The following is a 23049-nucleotide window of genomic DNA, read 5'->3' as shown; positions in this document are numbered from 1 at the left end:
TGCTAGTCCCCGTTGGATTACCAGGCATCTCACGGAGAGACCCCAGATGTTGTTGTCGGTGAGAGAAACGTAATCCAAAAAGTTCAGGATGGCAATCCGGAAAAATGAATTCCGACACCATTGATTCCAAGCACGCTCTTGTGATCTATGAGCAAATATCCAGATCACGCGTTCGCTGGAATTCGTTGGATTGATTTGAGGAACTCAAAGGGATCGTCCAGTGGTTCAGACCGGAGGGCCCCGTGTGACCAGGCCCTTGAGGGCGGAAGGATGCTGTATGGAAGTCATTCTCCTAGGCCTCCAGGGAGGGCTCGTCTTCAGGCATGGCCTCTCCCTCAAGCACCAGGTCCCAGAGATCCTGGGGGTCGGCCACGTCGTCGAGCGCGAGGCAGGTGGGGATATGCGGGGTTGTCTGGCTCATATACTCCTCCGGGGGTGCCAGCGCAGTGCCGGCAAAAACGGAACGGTGCTGCGCTGGTGCCGCTGGAGGAGTAGCCAGACAACCCGCCCCACCCAGTTCTCACGAGGTGCAAGTAGATCCTGATAAGAGCCATGTCTTGGTGAGAGGAGCTCCACCACTGGAGTTAAGGACGCCGCAGGGCTTATCACATGGGCCAACACTGCTCGGCGAAGCCAGCGCATCAGAATCGAAGCCACATCACACTGCTGACCTCTGGCATCGACGGCATAGCTGCAATGCTATTGGGCCCCCATGGCCTGAGGCCAGAGCCATTCCTTGATTGTGAAATCGTGTGTTCCCATCGACCATCTGCCAGGGTTCGGGAGAAGACCCTCCTTCTTGGCTGGTATCGAAAAGAGGTCGCCTCTTTTCAAATCATCATTCCTGCCGTGTGTCCCGGTCATGAGCCCCCCGCGAATCGAGGGGCTCATGACCGGGCGCAAGCGATACGCTGGTTCCTGGAAGCAGTGATGACGGGATTGGTCAGCACCTTGCACGGCGCCCCGCCATCCGAAAGCGTGCCAGGTGGCATTCCTGGCGCGATTCCGGAGGGGCGGCCGCGGGAATCCTGTATGCGATACTATCGAGATTCCAAATATGGACTGGCATCACCAAGGAGAACGGATATGCCAAACATTGCATCCATCTTGAAAGATGAAATAGTCCGATTGGCTCGAAAGGAAATGCGCAAAGAACTTGAAGGCCTTCGGAAGGCTTCCGCACAGTATCGTTCTGATATTGCAGGTTTGAAGCGCCGAGTTGCGGATCTCGAGAAACAGGTATCACGGGCGGTGAAGAAGGCCCCAGGAACCGCAACAGCTAAGACCACGGATGAGTCATCTACCAAGTTCAGATACCGCGCGAAGGGCTTGGCCACGCACCGGCAGCGGCTTGGACTATCAGCCGCTGAAGCTGGGGTCATCCTTGGAGTGTCGGCCCAGACGGTCTACAACTGGGAGGCAGAGAAATCCAGGCCAAGACAGTCGCAGTTGGCCGCCATTGCAGCGTTCAGAAAGATGGGGAAGCGGCACGCCAAAGGCGAATTGGCGAAGACGGAGGGCTGACGCCTAGGGTCGGTCCGGTTCAGACACAAGGGTCGGGCCCGGCCCAGCTCCGTACGCCGTACTGTCCCTTGTTGTGAGCCTGACGAACGCCTCGGGCCTTGAGCATCAAACCCATGCTTAAAGGGAGAGGGCGGCCTCAACCATGGGCTTGGCCCAGTCGGGAGTTTGCGCCAGTGCGGTTCGACTGGGCCCTATCACCCGCCCTTTCCGAAGATGGAGCAGGAGAAGGGGCTGGGGGGTCTGTCCCTGGTGGGGATCAGCCTCAGCGGAGTTGTCGAACACTTTCAGTTCGGCCAGCCGTCCCATGAGCCGGATCAGGTTCAGGCGGCTATCGTTGAATCGTTGGCGAATGGTACCCGGAGGAATGGCATGCCCGCCCTTGGCGACCCGAGCTTGGACGCGGGCGATGTGAAGTTCGGGACTCATCAACCCCACGTACCAGATGCGAACATCCAGACCCGCATCCAGGGCCTCCTCGAGGGTGGCCGTGACGGTGTTACCACCAAGGGTGGTCTCGAAGATGAAGTCCTTCCGGAGGCGGATCGCTTCTTTCAGTTGGCGCATGCCTTCTTGCCAGGCCAAGCCGTTGGCCTCGCTTGACGATAGGCCCGGGTTCTTCGCGAGGACTTCACGGGCCATCGCATCGGGATCGAAGTGGGGCGCACCGTTCTGGCGCAGGTACTCACCGGCGATGCTGCTTTTTCCGGCTCCGTTCGTTCCAGCCAGGACGGTGATGGTCGCTTTAGCCACGTTTCTTGGCGCCCTTCACCGCCGCGCCTCCGAGGTCCTCAGGGGACGCCCCGAAGAGGGCGAGAGCCCCTGCTTTCGACTTGGAAGTCTGCATCGCGGCAGATCGAAGATCAAACCGCTTCTGCAGGTCGGCCAAGGGATCGGTGTGTTCGTGGAGGAGGGCCTGATAGGTCTCGGGTGACAGGAGGACGGCGCTCACTTCCTCATGGCGGGTAATGCTGACCACCGCCCCGCGCTGAACCCTTCCCAGCAGCTTGCCGAAGTAGTTCTGTGCATCAGTGGAAGTCACGGTCTCCATGGGATGTCCTGGGACCGCAGTGAGCGTCTGAGTAGGCATGGGCATTCCCTCGTTCCCTATTATAGCCATTTTACCTATTATCGCCAATTCAATGAGTTATCCGGGTGGTCGCGCTGGCAGGGCATGACTGGCCGCGATAGGGGGCCAAGCCAGCAGCTGCTCTGGGAAGGGCCTCGGGTTCCAGGAACTCGTGGCCTGGGGCCCGAGGTAGGAACGGGTCATTGCCGGTAGGCGCTGGACGGCTCTGATGATGGCCGGGGTGGGCCAGGTGGTGTTCCTGCTGACAGCGAACCAGCTCATCCAGGGCGACACTGGGGCGCCCAGCGCGACCGGACAAGGGCAAGGCGACCGACCGAACCAGATCTCTTCCTCGGTGAACAGTCCGCGCAAGGGGCCCAGGGATGCGTCTTTTGGCGGCGACCTCAGGCCCGTTGCACATCGACCACAAGTGGACAGCAGCTGTATTGGAGTGTGTCAGCCAACCGGGGGGAAGGGCCGATCCGGCGCGGAGGTCGCCAGAAGGTCTGAAAGAGAGGGGAACGAAGGCCTGCTTTGGGCCCAGTTCGAACGGTCAAAAGCTGGCTGATCGATGAACGGAAGCCAAGCCTTGGGCAGGGTTCAGACTGCACGGTCGGGCCCAGTCCAGCCCCAGGGACCAGGGGGGTGGGAAGGCTGGGCGACAGAGGGCAGGATGCGGTGCGGGGCACCGTTTTCAGGCCCCAGATCGCCACGTGAACCAGGCCATCCAGAAGGGGCGTTCAGGTGGTCATCGAGTTGGGGATTTGCCCTGCAGGATTGCCTTCAGGGAGGGTGGGCGGGATACAGCTTCGGGCCCCCAGCCCGTCAGGTCTTGGCCCCAGGACGGCAGCGCCTGGTGAGTCGCTTCTTGGGGTCAGGCTGGACAGTTCCCGGACTCGGTCGGGGCCCAGAATTCACCATTTCGGTGTGCTCGGTGGTGGCGTCCATCCTGCGGGAAAGGGTACTTCGGTGGGCACCCCTGGGGGTGTTACATACTGGTCCGGGAAGCACCACGACTGGCCTGCGAAATTGACAGCCTTCCGGCCACCTTTTTCCGCGCTTGCCGGTCCTCCGACTGGCCTCACGGCCCTTCCCGGAAGGAGAAATTTCCAAAATGGAAAAGGGGCGCAAAAGGGGGGGTTCGGAACGGGTGAAATTCAGAAACGGGCAAAAATTACCTGCAATTTCAGTGCAAATAGTGATGCAAAGTCCATAGGTGTAGTCGGGGCCCTTGGAATGATGGGTCTTGGTGCATAAGCTGACTGGTGTCTATACCAAGATTTCGCTTGGTGCAAACTAGCCGGGAGCCCATTCATGCAATTTGACCCTAGTATCAGATTAGTTGATCTAATTAGTTATTTAATCAACTGCAAACTTTGATGCCAACTATTTTTATTTTAACATTCTTATTATCAACAAATGATGTCATAAAACTTGAGATTTCGGGGAAAATCGGTCTACTCAAAAGTCCTTTCTGGCAGATTTCATGGCAGGAAGCAGCACAGCGCGTTCGACCGCGATCGCATGCATAAAAATAGCGCTAAACATATTGATTGCAGAATCCAGTGAATATTTATATGGATGCAGGCGAAGTTGTTTCATTGGCGCTGGAACATCTCTTAGAAGATGGCTGGTCAGATGCAGAACGAATCAGGTAGTTCGGCGCTGGTCGCGGCAGGGGGACATGAATAAGCCTATTATGTCCAAGTATTGGTGGGGCGTGCGCAGCACCACTGTTGATATTGCGGCAATATCAATTGTGCCACTAATACTGACCTGCCGCGGTCAGTGCCCGGCACCTGCATATATTCGCCTCCTTTCCGCCAGCCCAACACTATGCGCCCGGGGGCGCGTTGGGCGGGGGCGTTGGCGCAGGTCTAAGACAGCAGCGGCGGTACATGATCTGGCTGAACGGTCGAGGTCAGCATTGGTTGGAACTCGGGCCACGCATCCCGGACACCACCCAACGTTGCTTGTGATCGGTGCTCCCGCGCCGCGTTACGTAGGCCTAGTTGGTGTGCTGAAGGCATGCCAAATGCATGTACACCCTGCCAGAACGCGGTTTGCAGGTCGATTTTAAGCTAACAGTTGTTGATGAAAGAACATACGTGCTTGAAACCCTCGAAGGCGCGGCGAATATAACCCGTCTTTCGGCCCATGGCGACTTTCGGGCACTTGAAATCCCAGGGATCGCGCCCGAGCCAGGCCCTAGTCCAGTAGGCGTGCGGCCGGTGGCCCCCGGCTGTCATGGGCGATCTCCGCGTCAACATCGGCCTCGGGCCCAACGGCATTCAGGGACTACAGCCATGTTGGTGGCATGTCAGCCATGATCTACTGACAGGTGATATGGATATCGGAAATTCCCAGACCGTGAAAGGCCACCGAAAATAGGAATCATGATGGTGGAAGGCGGGACTGTCAGAATTGCCCAACCCCTGAACTCTGGACCCCATGACCGACCTCGCCCCCGAGCAACGTGCCCGCCAGCAGATCGACGCGCAACTGGCCGCGTCGGGTTGGGTGCTGCAGGACTACAAGCAGTACAACCCTGGCCTGGGGCGCGGCATCGCCCTACGGGAAGTGCCGCTGAAGTCCGGCACCTGCGACTACCTGCTGCTGGTGGACCGGGCAGCCGTGGGGGTAGTCGAAGCCAAGAAGGTCGGCACCCTACTTTCGGGCGTGGCGGAACAGTCTGACCACTACGCTGCGAACCTGCCGGACTTCTTCCAGACACTGACCGCGGGCTCACTGCCCTTCCGGTACGAATCCACGGGGGTGGAGACCTTCTTCCACGACCACCGCGATCCTTCCCCAAGGACTCGCCGCGTCTTCTCCTTCCACCGGCCGGAAACCCTGGCCGCGTGGCTTTCTGAACCAGACACCCTTCGCGCCCGGCTGGCGGCCCTGCCCACGGCCCATCCGCTGCCGGCCCAGAACCTCCGGGCCTGCCAGCTTGAAGGCATCGCCAACCTGGAAGGCTCCTTCGCCGCCGACCATCCACGCGCCCTCATCCAGATGGCCACGGGCGCTGGCAAGACCTACACCGCCTGCAGCTTCACCTATCGGCTCATCAAGTACGCCGGGGCTAGGCGCGTGCTGTTCCTGGTGGACCGCGCCAACCTGGGCCGTCAGGCCATGGCCGAGTTCCAGCAGTTCGTGGCCCCGGACACCGGTAGGAAGTTCACCGAGGTCTACAACGTCCAGCACCTCACGTCCAACAACCTGGATCCCGTGGCCCGGGTCACCATCTGCACCATCCAGCGCCTCTATGCGATGCTGCGCGGCGAAGAGCTGGACGAGGACCTGGACGAGACCTCCGGCTACGAAGTGGCCAGCGCCGATGACCGCCCCCGTGACGTGGCCTACACGGAGCGCGTGCCCATCGAGACCTTCGATTTCATCGTCACCGACGAGTGCCACCGCTCCATCTACGGCCTCTGGCGGCAGGTGCTCGAGTACTTCGACGCCCACCTGGTGGGCCTCACGGCCACGCCATCGAACCAAACCATCGGCTTCTTCAGGCAGAATCTGGTCATGGAGTACAACCACGAGCGGGCCGTGGCCGATGGCGTCAACGTGGGCTACGAGGTCTACCGCATCAAGACCGAAGTCACCGAAGGGGGCGGCAAAGTCGAGAAGGGTTTCTTCGTGGACCGACGCAGCAAGGAGACCCGCGCCGTCCGCTGGGAACGACTGGACGAGGACCTAGCCTACGATGCCAGGGACCTGGACCGCTCCGTGGTGGTGCCCTCCCAGATCCGCACCGTGCTCCAGGCCTTCAAGGAGGCCCTGGCCACCGAGCTGTTCCCCGGCCGCGCCCTGGTGCCCAAGACCCTCATCTTCTGCAAGGACGACTCCCACGCGGAAGACACCGTGCACCTGGTGCGCGAAGTCTTCGGCAAGGGCAACGACTTCGCCAAGAAGATCACCTATAAGACCTACAACCCTGAGACCAAGCGCTACGAAAAGTCTGAGACCCTCATCCAGGAATTCCGCACCTCGCCCACCCTGCGCATTGCCGTCACCGTGGACATGATCGCCACAGGCACGGACATCAAGCCCCTGGAGTGCCTGCTCTTCCTGCGGGACACCCGCAGCCGTACCTACTTCGAGCAGATGAAGGGCCGGGGCACCCGCGTGCTCACCCCCACGGATCTGCAGGCCGTGAGCGGCGCCGACGCCCGCGCCAAGACCCACTTCGTCATCGTGGATGCCGTGGGCGTCTGCGAAAGCGACAAGACCGACTCCCGCCCCCTGGAGCGCCAGCGCACCGTGTCCATGGATGCCCTGCTGCTGGGCGTGGCCCTGGGCAAGCGGGACGAGGACACCCTCACCACCCTGGCCGGCCGCCTGGCCCGCCTGGACCGCCAGATCACCCGGGACCAGGCGAAGGCCTTCGTGGAGCTCTCCGGCGGCCATTCCCTCTCCCAGCTCTCCGGCACCCTGCTGAAGGCCATTGATCCCGACGCCATCGCCGAACGGGCCACGGGTCGGGCCGGCGCCGCGCTTTCGGAAGTGGCCCCGGAGGCCATGGCCACTGCGGCCAAGGCCGTGGCCGACGAGGCCTGCGCCCCCTTCGACGTGCCCGCCCTGCGCGAGGCCCTGGTGAAGGCCAAGAAGGATGCGGAGCAGACCATCGACACCGTCACGGTGGACGCGGTGCTGAGCCAGGGCTTCGACGCCGCCGCCAAGGAGAAGGCCACGACCCTGCTGCGGTCCTTCCGCGAGTACATCGACGAACACCAGGCCGAGATCGCGGCCTTGCAGATCCTCTACAGCCGCCCCCACAAGCAGCGCCTCACCGAACCCATGCTGAAGGCCCTGGAACAGGCCCTCCGGGATCACCACGTCGCCTGGACGGAGGATCGCCTCTGGGATGCCTGCGCCGTGGCCGAGCCCGGCAAGGTCAAGGGTCGCAGCCAGGCCGGGCGCTTCGCCGACTTGGTGGCCCTGGTGCGCTTCGCCCTGGCCCAGCAGCCGGTGTTGGCCCCCTTCGCCGAATCCGTGGCCCAGCGCTTCGATGCCTGGTTGAAGGCCAAGGTCCAGGCGGGCGCGGCCTTCACAGATGAACAGGTGGCCTGGCTCACCCTCATCCGCGACCACATCGCCACCAGCCTCAGCATCGAGGCCGAGGACCTGGAACTGTCACCCTTCAACCAGCGGGGCGGGTTGGGGAAGGCCCACCAGCTCTTCGGGGAGCAACTGCCCAAGCTGCTCGATGAATTGAATGAGGTGTTGGCGGCATGAGTGCGAAAGGGGCGGCGGTAAAAGAAAAAGGCGATTTGCCGTCTGGATGGAAGCTTATGCGTCTTGGAGACCTTGCCAAGACATCTAGCGGAGGCACGCCCCGTCGAGATAAACCGCAATACTACGGTGGAACGATTCCATGGGTGAAGTCCGGCGAACTCGGTGACCGGGTGATTTTTGAGACCAGCGAAGCCTTGACCGAGGCCGGACTGGCATCGTCCAACGCGAAAATCTTCCCGAAAGGCACACTCTGTATCGCGCTATATGGCGCGACTGTCGGGAAGCTAGGCATTCTTGGAATTGATGCAGCCACAAATCAGGCAGTCTGTGCTGTATTTCCGCCTAGTGAAATCGACACTCGCTTTCTCTATCGATTCTTTGAGGGCAAACGGCGTGAACTGATCGAGCAAGGGAAGGGTGGGGCGCAATCAAACATCAGTCAGGGAATTATTCGGGACACTATCATCCCTGTCCCACCTCTAGATGAACAGCGGCAGGTCGTGGCGGAGATCGAAAAGCAATTCACGCGACTGGAGGTCGGGGTGGCCGCCTTGCGGCGGGTGCAGGCCAACCTCAAGCGCTATCGCGCCGCCGTCCTCAAAGCCGCCTGCGAAGGTCGTCTCGTCCCCACCGAAGCCGAACTCGCTCGAACCGGAAAAGGGAATGGAGGCTTTGAATCTGGTGACGCTCTGCTAACCCGCATCCTCACCGAGCGCCATTTCAACTGGAACGGTCGCGGTAAGTGCAATGTGGCTGCCATGCCAGACGCCACGAATCCCCCTAAACTGCCGAGTGGCTGGACGTGGGCCAGCGTTGAGCAACTTGGTGACGTGAAGCTTGGCCGTCAGCGTTCACCCAAGAATGTCTCGAAAAACTATCCGACCAAATACATTCGCGCAGCCAACATCACGGAGCGCGGCATTGATGTATCGGATGTCCTTGAAATGGAATTCTCTCCAGCAGAACGTGAACGCTTCGTATTGAAGGACGGCGATATCGTTCTTTCAGAAGCGTCGGGAAGTCCTTCCCAAGTTGGAAAGCCAGCGATCTGGCGAGATGAGCTGCCCCTCTGTTGCTTCCAGAACACGGTCATTCGCCTTCGCCCTGTGATCGTGGAATCAAAATATGTACTCGTAGTATTTCAGCATTTCTACGCGAATAGCGTCTTCGCGACTGTTGCTGGCGGGGTTGGCATTAATCATCTCGGCGCTGAGAAATTCTCGGCCATACAATTTCCACTTCCGCCTCTCGCCGAGCAGACTCGAATTGTGGCAGAGGTAGAGCGACGGTTGAGCGTGATGGAGGAATTGGAATCGATGGTATCTGCTAACCTCCAACGTGCCGCCGGTCTCCGCCAGTCCATCCTCCATAAGGCCTTTAGCGGACAATTGATTTGTGCGGCGGTTCGCCCATGAGTAAACAGGCACTCGAGAGTCTTCGTGCGCTTTCCTTACTGAGTAAGAACAACTCCGTTGCGAATCTGAAACGGATTCCGCAAGGACATTTGAGGGAGCTACTCAATACCTATTATGAATCGAGGGTCAAAAATGCTAACAAAGCGGTGGCCTCTCTCATTGATTTAAAGCCTCGGCATGCCGCGCTAGTCAGTAGCCTTTCCGCTGCTAACGCGGTGATCCCACTTTGTACGAAACTTCTCATCCAAGAGATGCTCGTTGTGGATGATCCACTACTTGGGATTGCGGCTCCGACACATGCGCATTCAATAGTTGAAAATCAGGCAATGGGAATCGAGCACGCTGATTCTGTAGATCTGGTTCAACTTCGTAATAAGTTGCAATATTTCTCCATCCTCGCTCCATTTATCGAGGCCGGATTTCTTCACATACTGCCACTGGGGGTTCTACACGAAGCCCCAAAAGAGATCCCATTCTATGCGCCCAAGAACTTGTTCCGGGAGCTCGTTCCCGCAGACACGGTGGACTTCGTTCGCAACTCAGCAATTGTACGACCAGTGGAGCGAACCCCAAGTGGATTAATTATCCTAAGCCAGCCAAACAGTGGTAGGAAAAGGCAGGTCAGTATTACGTTCAAAGACGACGACGCCTGCAATCACGGCGCTTTCTATATGTTTCGTGAAATCCAGAAGCAAGCGGCGCGGCCTGGAGGTATTCTTGAGTTCTCTTACGAACCGTGGAATGATAAACCGTTAGACCAAGCCAAGTACGACATCTGGATTGAGCAATCAATCAACAAAGTGATTGGTAACAGGCTTGAAGGCATTTCAAAAGAGATGCGAATCGCCGAGGCGATTGGGGCACCCTACCTGACAGAATCGACGTTCGAAGCAAATCTCCTCGCCCGAAGTGGTCAGCCATCTCTTTCGAGGAATGCCAATGCAATCAATTTCCTGCAGACCAATGCTCATTTATTAAATTTGGACGACCCTCAAAAAATTTATCGTCTTCTCGATGAACAAGCGGATCTTTTGAATCGTTTTCGCCTTTCTCTATCAGAAGTCTCTGCCGAGTTAACGGGTATCGACGATTCTGAGTTCGAAGAAAAATCAAGGCGCCTATTCGAAAAGCACATCCAGCCGCAAATTGCGGAAGTGAATACTGCAATTGGGCGATTGCACAGTTCCGCAGCGAAGGGTCTACTTCAGACAGGGGCGGCTTTAGTCGTGGGATTGTTGACGGGGTCCGTGATTCCAGTAGGTGCTTTACTCACTTTCGCTACCGCTGGGGCGGCCGCAGAAGCCCTTCCAAACATTGGCGACCTCATGCGCCTTCGTAAGCAACCTCAGTTCATTTGGCACAAACTCAGGAAATAAATGTCGAATCCCGCTGCCCTCGTCCAAAAGCTCTGGAACTACTGCAACATCCTTCGGGATGACGGGCTGTCCTACGGGGACTATGTCGAGCAGCTCACCTTTCTGCTCTTCCTGAAGATGGCGGACGAGCAGACGAAGCCGCCCTTTAGCAAGATTTCGCCCATCCCCAAGGGCAAGGACTGGCCCTCGCTGCTGGCAAAGGACGGAGACGCCCTGGAGATCCACTACCGGCATGTGCTGGAGGATCTGGGGCAGCGGCCTGGGATGTTGGGTGTCATCTTCCGCAAGGCGCAGAACAAGATCCAGGACCCGGCCAAGCTGCGCCGCCTCATCGTGGACCTCATCGACAAGGAATCCTGGTCCAGCCTCTCTGCCGATGTGAAGGGCGACGCCTACGAGGGCCTGCTTCAGAAGAACGCCGAGGACGTGAAGGGGGGTGCGGGTCAGTACTTCACGCCCCGGGCCCTCATCGCCGCCATGGTGGACGCCGTGGCCCCCCGGCCTGGTGAGGCCATCTGCGATCCGGCCTGCGGCACCGGCGGCTTTCTGCTGGCCGCCCACGACTACCTTTCAAAGCACCACGCCCTGGACCGGGCCCAGAAGAAGCAGCTCAAGAGTGGCACCTTCTACGGCATCGAGCTGGTGGACAGCGTCACGCGTCTCTGCGCCATGAACCTGCTGCTGCATGGCATCGGCGGGGACCTGGAGGAGGACCTGCCTGTCGTCACCAAGGACGCACTGGCAGGGAAGCACGGCGAATACGAGATCGTGCTGGCCAATCCGCCCTTCGGCAAGAAGAGCAGCGTCACCATCGTCAATGAGGCAGGCGAGTCCTCCAAGGAATCGCTCATCATCAACCGCGACGATTTCTGGGCCACCACCAGCAACAAGCAGCTCAACTTCCTTCAGCACATCTTCACCATCCTCAAGCAGCACGGCCGCGCGGCAGTGGTGCTGCCGGATAATGTGCTTTTCGAGGGCGGCGCGGGGGAGACCATCCGCCGGGAGCTGCTCAAGCAGGCGGACGTGCACACCCTCCTGCGCCTACCCACCGGCATCTTCTACGCCCAGGGTGTGAAGGCCAACGTTCTTTTCTTCGATCGCAAACCCGCCCAGGAGAAGCCCTGGACTAAGAAGCTCTGGATCTTCGATCTGCGCACCAACCTGCACTTCACCCTGAAGGAGAACACCCTCAAGCGCAGCGACCTGGACGACTTCGTCGCCTGCTACAACCCCAAGAGCCCTACCGAGCGCAAGGTGAGCGAGCGATTCAAGGCCTTCACCTATGACGAGCTCATCAAGCGCGACAAGGCCAACCTCGACATTTTCTGGCTCAAGGATGACGCCCTCGAAGAATCCGCCAACCTGCCCGCCCCCGGCATCATCGCCCAGGAAATCATGGATGACCTGGCGGCCGCCTTGGAGCAGTTCGCGGCAATAGCGGACGATTTGAAATAGGCAACAAAAGGAGCACCAGAACCGTCGTCGAGTGTTCTGAATCGCATTAAGCACTGATTAGGGGTTGCAATATGAAGCCCGATCCAAAAATTCGAGCCGTCGCACGTCCAATTCGTATTGCCTTCCTCATCGAGGATGGACCCGATTCACATAAGTGGCTCGATTCGATTTTTGGTTCCTGCTTCAGTCGGCACGGAGGAAGGCAGTCCTTGGTCATTCCCGTGGAAGGTGGAGTGATCCAGGACCGATATGCAAATTGGCTTCGAGTCCTCGATCCTGATTTGGTTATCACCTTGACATACGACAACCCCGCATATACAGGGCCACTCACAAACCTATTGGCTGATTCTAAAATCATTTCACAGGATCGGAACCGAGATGTGCCGGAGGCGCATCCACGGGTTTTTCACGACCCACAAGGGCTAACCGCCCTTTCTTGGCTTCCATTTCTGAAGGCCAGTGCGGGAGGCTTCCGAAGAAGGCCAGAATTAATCCTGGATTCATACCTGCCTTGGATCGACGACGGTTTCATGAGGGACAACTTTGGGTCATTGGCTACAAGTCTTCAGCAGTTTCCCGTCCACCAAGAATTGATAGATTTTGTTCGACCTTTACTGTTAACACCTCATGACGCACCCGAAGATCGGTGGCGCTTCGGAATTACAGGCCAAGAAGAGATTATTGACCCGTATGAAATTCTTCCTAGATTGCGCGGGAATGGGGGGCTACTGACGCTTGGGTACCTTTCGAATCTCTACTCACAATCACTGAGGGTAGAACACTCTTGGAATAGAAGTTTTTGCATTGTAGTGGGCGATAGTTTTCTTGACAGAGTCACTTGTTGGAATGCCGCTTTGCTTTATGACGATGCTCAGCATCAGGGATTTAAAACATTGCGGATACCAACCCTTGCAATTCGGAATGAGGAAGTGATCCGACGGCTCGGGGAATTTCTTGGAACTTCAAATTGGATCGGTCAAAACAATTGTCCTGCCAGAGTGACTGTTCGCTCGCATTCTTTGATCCAATCAGAACTCAATACAATCGCGACCCAATTGAATGAATCGTCTCGACAAATGGTTGATGCTGTTGTGATCCAATCACCTGAGGATTGCTGTCCAGTTCGGGATGCAGATATGCATAAGACGCGCTCAAATGAACTTGGTACTACCCAAGTCGTGTCGAGCGAAGGATGCACAGTGGTTGCGGTTCCACTACCGATGCAGGTTAAACATTGCGTAGGTGTTCATCCATTGTTTTCTAAGGGTGAATGGTATGTGGATCTGGATATTGATCGTATTAACGACAACAGAGAAGCTGAGAATATTAGAGAGTCGTGGGTGCTTCCAAACGATCCTCAACTCGTATCCGCATTCCATACCCAACGGCCTGCAAGGATTTTGAGCTCCGGGCAAATTGGGGTGAGAGTTAATTGTGAAACTTCAACCTTGGAGATCAACCAACCGGATGATGAGAGGATCTTTAGAAGTATCCTCCACGAATCTGCTCACTTTGATGCAAATGATTTACGACGAGGAACCCAACCTGAGCCCGTCTACAAATATTCTGCACCATCCGACAAGGGCAGGTACTTGCAAGGTGTAATCGGAATGTTTGGAACACTGGAGAGTGCCGAAAAAATTCTTGGTGGGCACTTTTGGCGAACGCAGTTCGAGAACCTGGCGGTACCAGCGAAAGACCAACAGGACTGGGTAATTACATTTCTCCAGCGGCGTCTCAATGCAAGAAGCGGTTCACACATAATCTCAGATGAGGCTGGATGGCACCAACTCGCCGAAAAGGTAATTCAATCGACACAGCAACTCAAACAGCCCCGCATCACGGTGCGTTACGGTTCTCTTCTCAAGGCTTGGGAAGTAGAACTGAAGGCTGCCGTCGATGAGGATCAACAATTAAGGCAAGGACAAGAAGAGGACCCGCAAGAGGTGAGAGCTGAGTTAAATCGATCCCTTGAGTCTCTTTGCCGAAGGGGCGTATTCCATCGTGGACATGAATGGGTGTGTCACAAATGTTCACACACAAATTGGGCTTCTATTGATTCCCTGCGAAATACCCTTCCATGTGAAATCTGCCAGAACACGCACCAGTTACCCGTAGATCTTACTCTTTGCTTTCGGTTGAACGAGTTCCTGGCAGCTTGTATTCGTGAACATGACACACTGACTGTGATATGGGCACTGACGGCATTGAGGGAACGCGCTAGAAGATCATTTGTGTATTCGCCACAAATGTCCCTGTACTGCGACTTTCCAGAAAATCAGGGGATGAAGGTTGATCGCGAACTAGATGTCCTTTGTATTGTAGACGGGCAATTTGTCATTGGTGAAGCCAAGCAGAGAGCCGATCAGATCACAAATCTCGAAATTGAGGGACTTGCTAAAGCTGCAATAGACCTAAATGCAAACATAGCAGTCTTGGCCGTTCTATTCGATGACTCCAGGTGTCTCGATGTAAAGGTCGCACGGCTTCGCGACCTGCTTCCCACTGGGATTGAGGCTAGGGGAATATTGTCAGATTGGAATGTAGGTCATTCATATTACTTATGAGGGTTTATTGAATTTCCGTTTGGTTATATTTGAGTGTCCCCTGAAGTTCAAAGAGATTAGGTTCCATCTTGGCCTTTTGAGGAGCCCGCGGGTTTTGATATTCAACAGGCTTTTCAAGACTGCCAGCCCGGATCCCGAGAAGTCTCAGCTTTTGATTGAAGGTAACGCGCTTGAGACAAGTGCGGGCAGCCTCCCGCAGGGAAGCGGCATCAGCTATGGGTAATGATAGGGTTTGGTCACGGGTAATGGTCGTGAAGTCCTCGAAGCGAAGCTTGATGCCCATGCACTGAGCCAGATAGCCCTTGCGGGCCAAGTCTTGCGCCAGCCGTTCGCAGAGGTCGAGGAGAATCAGGGACAGCGCTTCCCGATCCGACTTCACGTGCAGATCCCGCTCGAAGGTTGTCTCCCGGCTGATGGATTTGGGTTCCCGGGAGAGTGTCAGAGGCCGGTCATCCCGGCCATGGGCGGCCTCATGCAGCCAGGCGCCATAGCTCTGCCCGAAGTGTTCCAGCAGCCAGGCCGTATCGGCCTTTGCCAGCTCTCCGATTGTGCGGATGTGGAAGCTTTCCAGTTTTGCTGTGGCCTTGGGTCCGATGCCGTTGACGGCGCGGCAGGGCAGGGGCCAGATTCGGGTGGGAATGTCGTCGAGGCTCAGGATCGTTATGCCATCCGGCTTCTCGAGTTCAGATGCCATTTTTGAAAGCAACTTATTCGGTGTGATGCCAACGGAACAAGACAGGCCTGTTGCTGCGCGAACGGCTCCCTTGAGCTGCCGAGCAAGGTCCAAGGATCCTCCCGGAATCTCCGTCAGGTCGATGTAGATCTCGTCGATGCCACGGTCCTCGACCAATGGCGCCACCTCGGCCACAGCGGCCTTGAAGGCCCTCGACACCCGCGCATAGGCCTCGAAGTGGGCGGGCAAGAGGATTGCCTCTGGCACCAGCGCCGCAGCCTTCATGAGTCCCATCCCACTGTGCACGCCGAAGGCGCGGGCTTCGTAGGTCGCCGTGGTGGCCACCCCGCGACCGGCGTAGTCCTTCAGGCGTGGGTAGGGCTGGCCGGCCACGGCAGCCACCGGGCGCCGGCCGCCCACCACGACCGGAAACCCCTTCAGTTCGGGATGCTCCAGCAGCTCCACCGATGCGAAGAAGGCATCCATGTCCAGGTGCGCAATGCGCCGGGGAGCGCCGGACCCGCCTTGGTCGCTCATCGAGGAGCGTCCTTGGCAGCGATGCGTGGGGACAGGAAGGCCTGCAGTCGCTGCGCCTCGTCGCCGTCCGCTGGAAGATGGATGGATACCCGCTGGAGCAGATCTAGGGCTGCTTCCAGCTCGTCCAGCGCCACGGTGGCCACGACCAGTGGCTGCAGGTGGCGATAGCGCAGCAGGTAGCCCCGCAGCTCGAGGCGGAGGCCGGGGTGGGTAGCTTGGAGGAGGTCCATCGGATTCCTGCGGGGATTGATGATAGCGAAAAATAGTCGAAATTTTGAATCCTGGAGGGCGAAATGATGACCGAAGTCTGTATGGATGGAAGTATGGAATTTATATGGATAAAAAAATAAGCCACTGATTTATCAGTGGCTTACGTGCACTACTGGTGGAGGTGGTGGGAGTCGAACCCACGTCCAAGACATGCCGGATGGCGGTTCTTCCACAGGCTTGGTCCGTTCTTGAAACCTTCCGGCGGGGAACGGACGAGCCGCTCGGAACGTTTGCTCCCTGATCTCGGCCACCGTCAGGGTGCGTCGCGGCGGCCTATCTGGTATCCCTGTCCGGCAGGCCGAAGCCACCCTTTCAGGGGTTTAACGAGCCCGGTACCCAGAGATCCCGGGGACTCGCTCGGAGCCTAGGTTGCCCTAGGCAGCGAGAGCCAGTTCGAAGTTATCGTTGGCAGTTTGATGTGGGCGGATTGATAAGGGGGCCATCCGTCCAACCCCCGCCTGCACCGTGCACCTGGATCACGACCTGTCGAAACCGGTCACCCCCATGTGTGGTGGTCACCAAACGTGGTTGCGATTGACCCCGGCATGATTCCCTCCCTGTGGGGCCCCGCTTCACAAAGCCCACCGGGCTTTGTTCCGCGACCCACATGGTCGGGACCTGTCGAAACCGGTCACCCCCGTGTGTGGTGTCCCGCCTTCTCGTCCCCCGCGAGGGCGCGAATCGAGCGGAGGTTGAGTATGTGGGCCGGCGACTGGAACCGCAAGGGCCGAGCCTATCTGCCCTGCTGCCGCCGCGCGGTGACGGTCTCGCCGCCGATGCCCCAGTTGTCGGTATCCACCTCGTCGATGACCACCACCGTGGTCTGTGGGTTCTTGTTCAGCACGTCCACCAGGAGCTGGGTGGCGCCTTTGATGAGGGCGGCCTTCTGCTCGGCGGTGGCGCCGTCACGGGTGATCTTGATGTTCACGAAGGGCATGAGCGCTCCTCTTCATCGCTCCCAGGGTGCCAGCTCTCGCCGCTTCAGGATTGCGGAACTGCCGCCATCGGCGAAGCGCCAGGGACGCGCCTGGTCCTCTGGAGTCGCGAAGCCGATGCCCAGGCGCGGACCCGCGAGGATCGTGGCCGGGGGATCCCCGGGGCGCAGCTCCAGGCCGCCCGGCACCAGCAGGTCATGGCCATCGAAGGCCTTGTCGAGGCCCAGGGCCTGGGCCACCTTGCCCGGGCCGGCGCACAGCGCCGACGTGACCTGGGCGGCGTTCCGGCGGGCCAGCACGGTATCCAGACCTGCGACCACCTCGGCAGCCCGGATGAGGACAGCGGCAGCATCCCCTTCGGGTCCCGTCACCACGTTCAGCATCCAGTGCATGCCGTAGCAGAGGTAGAGGTAGGCCCGACCAGGTGGCCCCCACATGGGGGCGTTGCGGGGGGTGCGGCCGTGTCGGGCGTGGCTGGCGCTGTCCTCGGGGCCGCCATAGGCCTCCACCTCGGTGATGCGCAGCGTGACCTCCCCGTGCACCAGCCACTGTCCCAGCAGGGCGCGGGCAGCGGCATCGACGGGGCCCCCGAGCTTCATCCCCGGAACAGCTTCCGCTCCCGCAGGAACGCCACCAGTTCGGGAACGGCGGCCTCGTCCAGGGCCCGCTCCGGTACGAGCACGGCCTGGGAGCGGCTGACGCGGAAGATCCAGAAGCCGCTGTGACGCTGGATTTCCGCGAAGGAGTCCCAGGGCAGGCTGCCTTCGCTGGCCTCGGTGCGGAGCGTCAGGCCTTCGTCGTCCAGGGTCACCTCCATGGGCGGGTAGGCCTGGGTCCCTCGGCGCAGGCGGGCCCAGCGGAGGACCGCCTCGGGCAGCACGAGGAAGAGCAGGCCGTTGACGACCATGATCAGGGGCAGGCCGCGGTTGTCCGGGGCGGCCTGGAGGGCGGTGTAGCCGATGAGCAGCATCAGGGCACCCGAGCCCACCGAGAGGCCGTACCAGAGGCGCTTGAAGGCCCGGGTGCCGCGCAGGGCCTCGTCGGGGGTCAGGGCGTAGTGGGCGGTGATGTGCATGGGAGATCCTGCGGGGCTCGGGCCGCGTGCGCGGCCCGAGTGAAGGAAAAGCATTTCACGAAAAGGGCCCGCGTCGCGGGCCCTTTTCCACGCGGAGCGCTGCGCTCCGGGCCGTCCGGGTGTCAGTCCTGCTTCAGGCTCTTGGGGTTGATCTCCCAGCGGATCAGGGTGACGCCGAAGGTGCCATCGGGCTTCTTGAGGCAGCTGACGGTCATGACCTTCTTGCCGTCGAAGCCCAGGGCCATGTCCTTGATGACGGCCTGGGAGCCGTACTGCCGGCCGGCGGAGTTGTCGGAGATGCCCATGTGGCGCATCCTGCCCCAGGTCTTGGCCGTCAGGGCCTTGGTCATGCGGTAAATGCCGGAGTTGAAGGCGAGGCGGGCATCCTTCACCGGGTAGTCATCGGTGGGGCCGCCGGTCAGGGTGTCGAGCTTGCCGGCCAGGTGCTCGATGCCCAGGCCCTTGATCTCCTCGGGAGTCAGGGTGAGGCCCAGGGCCTTGGCATCCAGGTGGAGCTGGCGGGCCGAGGGATAGACCACATCCGGCGTGATGGGGGCGATGAGGGCCACGTGCTTGTAGTCCTTGCGCACGGCCACGTACTGCAGGTGGTAGAGGATGTCCGCGGGCTCCTTGGCGGCTTCGGGCGCGGTGGTGGGGATTTCATCACCGCCGCAGCTGATGAAGGCGGGCACGAGGAGGAGGCTGGCGAGGGAGAGCATCAGGGATCGGCGCATGGGGAAACCTCCGGAAGGGCCTGTTTGTAAGGATGTTGGAGCCTTCCCGCTGCGCTGCCAAGGGAAATTCATCACAATAGGATCATGTATCCAATCTCCGTCCTCGCCTTTGGCAAGCTTCGTCTGGAACCCTGCCAGAAGCTGCAGGAGCATTACCTCGGCATGCTCAGGACCTACGCCCGGATGGAGGTGGTGGAGCTGCCCGAGGGCAAGGGGGATCCCGTCCGGCAGCTGCGGGAGGAGGCCGAGCGGCTGCGGCCGAAGCTGGCGGCGGTGAAGTGCCCCGTGCTCCTGACGCCGGAGGGCAAGGCACGGGACAGCGAGGGCCTGGCCCGGTGGCTGGTGGAGCGCATGAACCGTGGCGAGAGCCTGGCCTTCGCCCTGGGTAGCAGCCATGGGTTTGATCCCGCGCTGAAGACCGAGGTCCCGGAGCAGATGAGTCTGTCGCCCATGACCTTCCCCCACGAGCTCAGCCGGGTGATGTTCCTGGAGCAGCTCTACCGCGCCTTCACGATCCTGCGGGGCAAGGAGTATCACAAGTAATTCGCTCTTTTTCCGCCCATCCGCGACACTGGATGGATGGCGCACCCCATGGACCGCTACTTCGCCCCGCCCGAGGGACGGATCTTCGCCTGCTTCCCGGGGGCGGAGGATCGGCCCGGCCAGCGGCGCATGGCGGAGCTGGTGCACAACACCGTGCTGGAGGGCGCTGCCCAGTTCCAGGCGTGGCGGGACGCCGGCAGCGATCCCGAGGCCCGGCCCGAGGCCGTGATCCAGGCGGTGGAGGCGGGCACGGGCACGGGCAAGAGCCTGGGCTACCTGGTGCCCGCCCTGGCCGCCGGGCGCCACCCCATCCTGGTGGCCACGCGCACCAAGCAGCTCCAGCGCCAGCTGCTGGAGGAGGACGTGCCCCGGGCCGCGGGCATCCTCGGGCGGCCCATCAAGGCCGTGCTCGCCAAGGGCCGCGCCAACTACCTCTGCCGCACCGCCTGGGAGGCCGTGTCCCACGATCCGCACCTGGAGTTCACCCGCGCCGACCAGCAGCTCTGGCTGGCCCTCCAGCGCTGGACTCTGGAGACCCAGGACGGCGACCGCGAGGGCCTGGGCCGCTTCGGTGAGGGCGAGTCGCCCCTCTGGGACAAGGTCAACGCCCGGGCCGAGCGCTGCACGGGCCGCCAGTGCCCCCGCTACGAGGACTGCTACCTCACCAAGTTGCGGGCCGAGGTGGCCGAGGCCGACCTCATCATCGTCAACCATGCCCTGCTGCTGGCCGACCGCGTCCTGAGGGAATCGGCCTTCGGTCAGGTGCTGCCGGACGCGCCGGTGCTGATTCTCGACGAGGCCCACGACCTGGAGGAGCAGCTCACCGAGAGCTGTGCGGAGGCCTGGTCCAGCCGTGCCATGAACCTCCTCTTCACGGACCTGCGCGACGGGGCCCGGGGCCAGGGTGCGGCCCTGGCGGGGCTGCTGGAGGCCTGGGAGCGGGCCTGGACCGACGTGCTGGCCTGGGTGCCCCTGGAGGGCGGGGTGCTGCCCCTGCTGAGCCCTGGTCCCGAGATGCGGGCCCTCGCCGACGCCGTGGGCGCCTGGGTGGAGGCGGGCCATCCCCTCTGGGCGGAGGCGCGTCGCCTGGCCGCCGCCGATCCCGAGAATCCGCTCTGGCTGCGGCTCGCCGAGCGGGTGGGCACGGCCTTCTCCCGCATGGAGCAGATCTTCGCGCAGCCCGAGGGCTGGGTCTCCACGGTGAACCGCGAAGGCCCGAACCTCGTGCATTTCAAGTCGAACCCCGTGGATGTGCGGCCCTTCTTCCACCAGCACGTGCGGCGCGGCTTCGAGTCGGTGGTGCTCACCAGCGCCACCCTGCGCGATGGCCGCGGCTTCAACGGCCTGGGCCTGCGCCTGGGCTTCACGAAGCCCGAGGTGGAGGCCGCGGAGAACGTGGAGAGCCCCTTCGACTTCGAGGCCCAGGGCCTGCTCTTCGTGCCGCCGGACCTGCCGGAGCGCCGGCCCGGCGCCGGTGGCGGCGTGGGCGATCCCGCTTGGGTGGAAGCCTCGCTCGACGCCATGGAGCGCATGCTGCGGGCCAGCCGGGGCCGGGCCCTGGTGCTCTTCACCAGCCGCAAGATGCTGGCGGCCTTCCGCCCCCGCCTGGAAGCCGCGCTGCCGGAGCTGACCTTCTTCGTTCAGGGGGATGGCCTCTCGCGCACCCAGCTGCTGGACCGCTTCCGCGCCACCCCCTCGGCGGCCCTCCTGGGCCTCGCCAGCTTCTGGCAGGGCGTGGACCTGCCCGGCGAGGCGCTCAGCCTCGTCATCGTCTCCGCGCTGCCCTTCGCGCCGCCGGACGATCCGGTGCTGCAGGCCCGCATCCGCGAGGCGGACGCCCAGCGCGAGGGCCTGGGCTTCATCGGCATCCAGGTGCCCCAGATGACGCTGAAGCTCAAGCAGGGCATCGGCCGTCTCATCCGTACCCGCTCCGACCGCGGCGTGGTGGCGATCATGGACCCGCGGCTCATGCTGCCCAGCGAAGATCGGTTCGGGAAGCGCTACGCCGCCCAGGTGCGCGCGGCTCTGCCACCCTTCCCCCTGACCCGGGACTGGGAGCGGGTGGAGGCATTTCTGCAGTCGCTTTGAGGGGAAGGCACTCAGGCCGATTTCCCTAAGTGACTGGGCCTGGAGTTGCGGACCTGCGCCGCCAGGTGAAGTACAGCACCAGACCCGTCAGCGAAGCGAGGACAGCCAGGGCGAGCAGGCCCTTGGCATACCCAGGAAGGCGCGAGGACCGCACCTTGAACGGGGCGTCGAAGCGGCTGTTTGGCTTGAAATAGGCCTGATTGCGCGGGTAGTCCAGGATGAGGTTGAAGCGGCTCAGGACGTCCAGGAAGAGGGCACCGCCGGGTGGGGCAGCCTCCCCTTGTCCCGGAAGCTCCACGCTGATGGGCACATTCCGGAGGGTGTGACCCGCGATGGTCAGTTCCGGCAGCTTCACCAGGTCAGCCCGGATGGTGTTGGGGCCCACGCCGCGCAGCTCGCTCGTCCCGATGTTCTGCAGAGGGCCGGGAAGCCCGTGGTCGCTGGCGAAGGCCGAATTGACGGTCAAGGTGCCATTGCCGCCGGTGTCCAGGAGTAGTGGACCCACCTCCTGCCGTCCGCCCAGGCCAAAGCCAGTCAGCACCGCCGTGAGGGTCCCGGAATAGGGCATGGCCGTCCGGGCGAACCCAGAGGCGTGCAGGGGCAAGGACTCGTGGATGGTCATGACCATCTGATCGAAGTCGAGTTCCACCACCTTGTCCTGGAATAACGTGAAACCGATGATCCCATCGGCCTGATCCGCCTGCTTCTCGATGAATAGAACGGGTTCGTGCTCCCAGCGGAGCCCGCTGATGTCCACGCGGTTGTCGCTGCTGGTCTGACGCATGGTTTGTCCGCCCGAGCCGAGGTTGTTCTGGGAGCCATCGAGCTGGAGCCTCACGCCTTTCTTCAGTGCGGATGGGTAGAGCACCTGGATGTCCGCTCCGGTGTCGAAGAGGAGATCTAGCACATCTGAATCATTGAACCTTCCCTTCAAGTGCAATTTGCCTCGGTTGACCGTGAGCGGAACCGTCACGGGTCCGGTGGCCGGGGCCTTTTCTGTGCGTTGAAACGGCTGCGTTCGCGTCGAGATCCGAGTGCGGCAGGCCTCCTTCCCGTCCAGCTGGATGATGAAGTCGTAGGTCCGGCCCGGCTGTACGTCGAAGGACATCGACTCCAGGTCCGTGATGAAGGTGACCTTTCTGGGCTCCGCAGAGCGCTGGGCCTCGTACACATCGAGGGGCACCCTCGGGTCGACGGTCCAGACGCCCTTCATCAGGTGTCCACCATCCTGGACGTCCACCAGCCGGGAGTGGGCCCTAAGGATCGGCAGGGGCACTTCTCCCATGAGCGTGCTTGGCGAGAGGGTGGCCACGCATAGGAGGGTGGCCCATAGGGTCGACGCGAGGCGGGTGGCTGTCATCGTCTAGGCTCCATGGATTGGGGACTCCCCGCCCTGCCACTCTGATCGAGGAAGCTTCGCCAAGCATCCCCAACAAAGAAGGGTCGGAATGACCGACCCTTCAGGGTTTCTGGTCGCTTCCTAGCGCGAAGGGGCTGGAGGCGCCGGGGGTGCTGGCGGCGCCGGAGGAGCAGCCGGTGGT

Annotated in this window: 18 protein-coding genes and 1 other RNA gene; 8 read left to right on the top strand and 11 right to left on the bottom strand. The window is 60.7% G+C overall.

What is annotated here, in order from left to right:
- Positions 1-292: 292 nt before the first annotated feature.
- Positions 293-421, bottom strand: a complete 129-nt coding sequence (locus tag WAS25_RS11425) for a hypothetical protein (protein WP_422312160.1) — start codon at positions 419-421, stop codon at positions 293-295.
- 665 nt (positions 422-1086) lie between these two features.
- Between WAS25_RS11425 and WAS25_RS11420 the strand changes: the two genes are divergently transcribed.
- On the top strand, positions 1087-1524 hold the full coding sequence (locus WAS25_RS11420) for a helix-turn-helix domain-containing protein (RefSeq protein WP_422312158.1): 438 nt from the start codon (positions 1087-1089) through the stop codon (positions 1522-1524).
- Positions 1525-1641: 117 nt separating this feature from the next.
- Here the strand turns inward: WAS25_RS11420 and WAS25_RS11415 are convergent, their stop codons facing one another.
- Positions 1642-2274 (bottom strand): zeta toxin family protein, encoded by a 633-nt coding sequence (locus WAS25_RS11415; RefSeq protein ID WP_422312156.1) that lies wholly within the window; start codon positions 2272-2274, stop codon positions 1642-1644.
- On the bottom strand, positions 2267-2611 hold the full coding sequence (locus WAS25_RS11410; protein WP_422312154.1) for a type II toxin-antitoxin system Phd/YefM family antitoxin: 345 nt from the start codon (positions 2609-2611) through the stop codon (positions 2267-2269). Before WAS25_RS11410 ends, WAS25_RS11415 begins: the two co-directional genes overlap by 8 nt.
- A gap of 2430 nt (positions 2612-5041) precedes the next feature.
- Between WAS25_RS11410 and WAS25_RS11405 the strand changes: the two genes are divergently transcribed.
- From WAS25_RS11405 to WAS25_RS11385, 5 genes are all read left to right on the top strand, one after another.
- Complete coding sequence (locus WAS25_RS11405; protein ID WP_422312152.1) at positions 5042-7837, top strand: type I restriction-modification enzyme R subunit C-terminal domain-containing protein; 2796 nt, start codon at positions 5042-5044, stop codon at positions 7835-7837.
- Positions 7834-9252: a restriction endonuclease subunit S gene (locus tag WAS25_RS11400; protein WP_422312150.1), complete on the top strand. Its 1419-nt coding sequence runs from the start codon at positions 7834-7836 to the stop codon at positions 9250-9252. Before WAS25_RS11405 ends, WAS25_RS11400 begins: the two co-directional genes overlap by 4 nt.
- Positions 9249-10628, top strand: a complete 1380-nt coding sequence (locus WAS25_RS11395; protein WP_422312148.1) for a hypothetical protein — start codon at positions 9249-9251, stop codon at positions 10626-10628. The genes WAS25_RS11400 and WAS25_RS11395 overlap by 4 nt, the downstream gene beginning before the upstream one ends.
- On the top strand, positions 10629-12086 hold the full coding sequence (locus tag WAS25_RS11390; RefSeq protein ID WP_422312146.1) for an N-6 DNA methylase: 1458 nt from the start codon (positions 10629-10631) through the stop codon (positions 12084-12086).
- Between the two features lie 71 nt (positions 12087-12157).
- Positions 12158-14653 (top strand): hypothetical protein, encoded by a 2496-nt coding sequence (locus WAS25_RS11385; RefSeq protein WP_422312144.1) that lies wholly within the window; start codon positions 12158-12160, stop codon positions 14651-14653.
- 4 nt (positions 14654-14657) lie between these two features.
- Here the strand turns inward: WAS25_RS11385 and dinB are convergent, their stop codons facing one another.
- The 7 genes from dinB to WAS25_RS11350 form a co-directional block, all read right to left on the bottom strand.
- The gene (gene dinB, locus WAS25_RS11380) at positions 14658-15863 is read right to left on the bottom strand and encodes a DNA polymerase IV (RefSeq protein ID WP_422312142.1); all 1206 of its coding nucleotides are present in this window, start codon (positions 15861-15863) and stop codon (positions 14658-14660) included.
- Positions 15860-16093, bottom strand: coding sequence for a hypothetical protein (locus WAS25_RS11375; RefSeq protein WP_422312140.1), 234 nt, complete (start codon positions 16091-16093; stop codon positions 15860-15862). The genes dinB and WAS25_RS11375 overlap by 4 nt, the downstream gene beginning before the upstream one ends.
- Before the next feature lie 153 nt (positions 16094-16246).
- Positions 16247-16637: a transfer-messenger RNA gene (gene ssrA / locus WAS25_RS11370) on the bottom strand.
- Between the two features lie 229 nt (positions 16638-16866).
- Entirely contained in the window at positions 16867-17070 is a 204-nt protein-coding gene (locus WAS25_RS11365; protein ID WP_422312138.1) for a tautomerase family protein, read from the bottom strand.
- Positions 17071-17082: 12 nt separating this feature from the next.
- Positions 17083-17667: a DNA-3-methyladenine glycosylase gene (locus WAS25_RS11360; protein ID WP_422312136.1), complete on the bottom strand. Its 585-nt coding sequence runs from the start codon at positions 17665-17667 to the stop codon at positions 17083-17085.
- A complete protein-coding gene (locus WAS25_RS11355; protein WP_422312134.1) occupies positions 17664-18143 on the bottom strand; it encodes a YcxB family protein in 480 nt (159 codons plus the stop codon). Before WAS25_RS11355 ends, WAS25_RS11360 begins: the two co-directional genes overlap by 4 nt.
- Positions 18144-18265: 122 nt before the next feature.
- Positions 18266-18877: a hypothetical protein gene (locus WAS25_RS11350; protein ID WP_422312132.1), complete on the bottom strand. Its 612-nt coding sequence runs from the start codon at positions 18875-18877 to the stop codon at positions 18266-18268.
- 84 nt (positions 18878-18961) lie between these two features.
- Between WAS25_RS11350 and WAS25_RS11345 the strand changes: the two genes are divergently transcribed.
- Both WAS25_RS11345 and WAS25_RS11340 read left to right on the top strand, forming a co-directional pair.
- A complete protein-coding gene (locus WAS25_RS11345; protein ID WP_422312130.1) occupies positions 18962-19420 on the top strand; it encodes a 23S rRNA (pseudouridine(1915)-N(3))-methyltransferase RlmH in 459 nt (152 codons plus the stop codon).
- Positions 19421-19456: 36 nt separating this feature from the next.
- Positions 19457-21508 (top strand): ATP-dependent DNA helicase, encoded by a 2052-nt coding sequence (locus WAS25_RS11340; RefSeq protein ID WP_422312128.1) that lies wholly within the window; start codon positions 19457-19459, stop codon positions 21506-21508.
- Positions 21509-21533: 25 nt separating this feature from the next.
- Here WAS25_RS11340 and WAS25_RS11335 read toward each other — a convergent pair whose 3' ends face one another.
- Positions 21534-22868, bottom strand: coding sequence for a pepsin/retropepsin-like aspartic protease family protein (locus WAS25_RS11335; RefSeq protein WP_422312126.1), 1335 nt, complete (start codon positions 22866-22868; stop codon positions 21534-21536).
- Positions 22869-23049: the final 181 nt, after the last annotated feature.

The organism is Geothrix sp., from assembly GCF_049292215.1.
Lineage (GTDB): Bacteria > Acidobacteriota > Holophagae > Holophagales > Holophagaceae > Geothrix.
The sequence above is the reverse complement of the archived record's forward strand: the minus strand, read 5'-3'. Positions and strand labels throughout refer to the sequence as shown.

Excerpts from the sequence above, each read along its gene's own strand:
- WAS25_RS11425 (WP_422312160.1), bottom strand. The coding sequence starts at position 421 with ATGAGCCAGACAACCCCGCATATCCCCACCTGCCTCGCGCTCGACGAC.
- WAS25_RS11420 (WP_422312158.1), top strand. The coding sequence starts at position 1,087 with ATGCCAAACATTGCATCCATCTTGAAAGATGAAATAGTCCGATTGGCT.
- WAS25_RS11410 (WP_422312154.1), bottom strand. The coding sequence starts at position 2,611 with ATGCCTACTCAGACGCTCACTGCGGTCCCAGGACATCCCATGGAGACC.
- WAS25_RS11405 (WP_422312152.1), top strand. The coding sequence starts at position 5,042 with ATGACCGACCTCGCCCCCGAGCAACGTGCCCGCCAGCAGATCGACGCG.
- WAS25_RS11400 (WP_422312150.1), top strand. The coding sequence starts at position 7,834 with ATGAGTGCGAAAGGGGCGGCGGTAAAAGAAAAAGGCGATTTGCCGTCT.
- WAS25_RS11395 (WP_422312148.1), top strand. The coding sequence starts at position 9,249 with ATGAGTAAACAGGCACTCGAGAGTCTTCGTGCGCTTTCCTTACTGAGT.
- WAS25_RS11390 (WP_422312146.1), top strand. The coding sequence starts at position 10,629 with ATGTCGAATCCCGCTGCCCTCGTCCAAAAGCTCTGGAACTACTGCAAC.
- WAS25_RS11385 (WP_422312144.1), top strand. The coding sequence starts at position 12,158 with ATGAAGCCCGATCCAAAAATTCGAGCCGTCGCACGTCCAATTCGTATT.
- dinB (WP_422312142.1), bottom strand. The coding sequence starts at position 15,863 with ATGAGCGACCAAGGCGGGTCCGGCGCTCCCCGGCGCATTGCGCACCTG.
- WAS25_RS11375 (WP_422312140.1), bottom strand. The coding sequence starts at position 16,093 with ATGGACCTCCTCCAAGCTACCCACCCCGGCCTCCGCCTCGAGCTGCGG.
- WAS25_RS11365 (WP_422312138.1), bottom strand. The coding sequence starts at position 17,070 with ATGCCCTTCGTGAACATCAAGATCACCCGTGACGGCGCCACCGCCGAG.
- WAS25_RS11360 (WP_422312136.1), bottom strand. The coding sequence starts at position 17,667 with ATGAAGCTCGGGGGCCCCGTCGATGCCGCTGCCCGCGCCCTGCTGGGA.
- WAS25_RS11355 (WP_422312134.1), bottom strand. The coding sequence starts at position 18,143 with ATGCACATCACCGCCCACTACGCCCTGACCCCCGACGAGGCCCTGCGC.
- WAS25_RS11350 (WP_422312132.1), bottom strand. The coding sequence starts at position 18,877 with ATGCGCCGATCCCTGATGCTCTCCCTCGCCAGCCTCCTCCTCGTGCCC.
- WAS25_RS11345 (WP_422312130.1), top strand. The coding sequence starts at position 18,962 with ATGTATCCAATCTCCGTCCTCGCCTTTGGCAAGCTTCGTCTGGAACCC.
- WAS25_RS11340 (WP_422312128.1), top strand. The coding sequence starts at position 19,457 with ATGGCGCACCCCATGGACCGCTACTTCGCCCCGCCCGAGGGACGGATC.
- WAS25_RS11335 (WP_422312126.1), bottom strand. The coding sequence starts at position 22,868 with ATGACAGCCACCCGCCTCGCGTCGACCCTATGGGCCACCCTCCTATGC.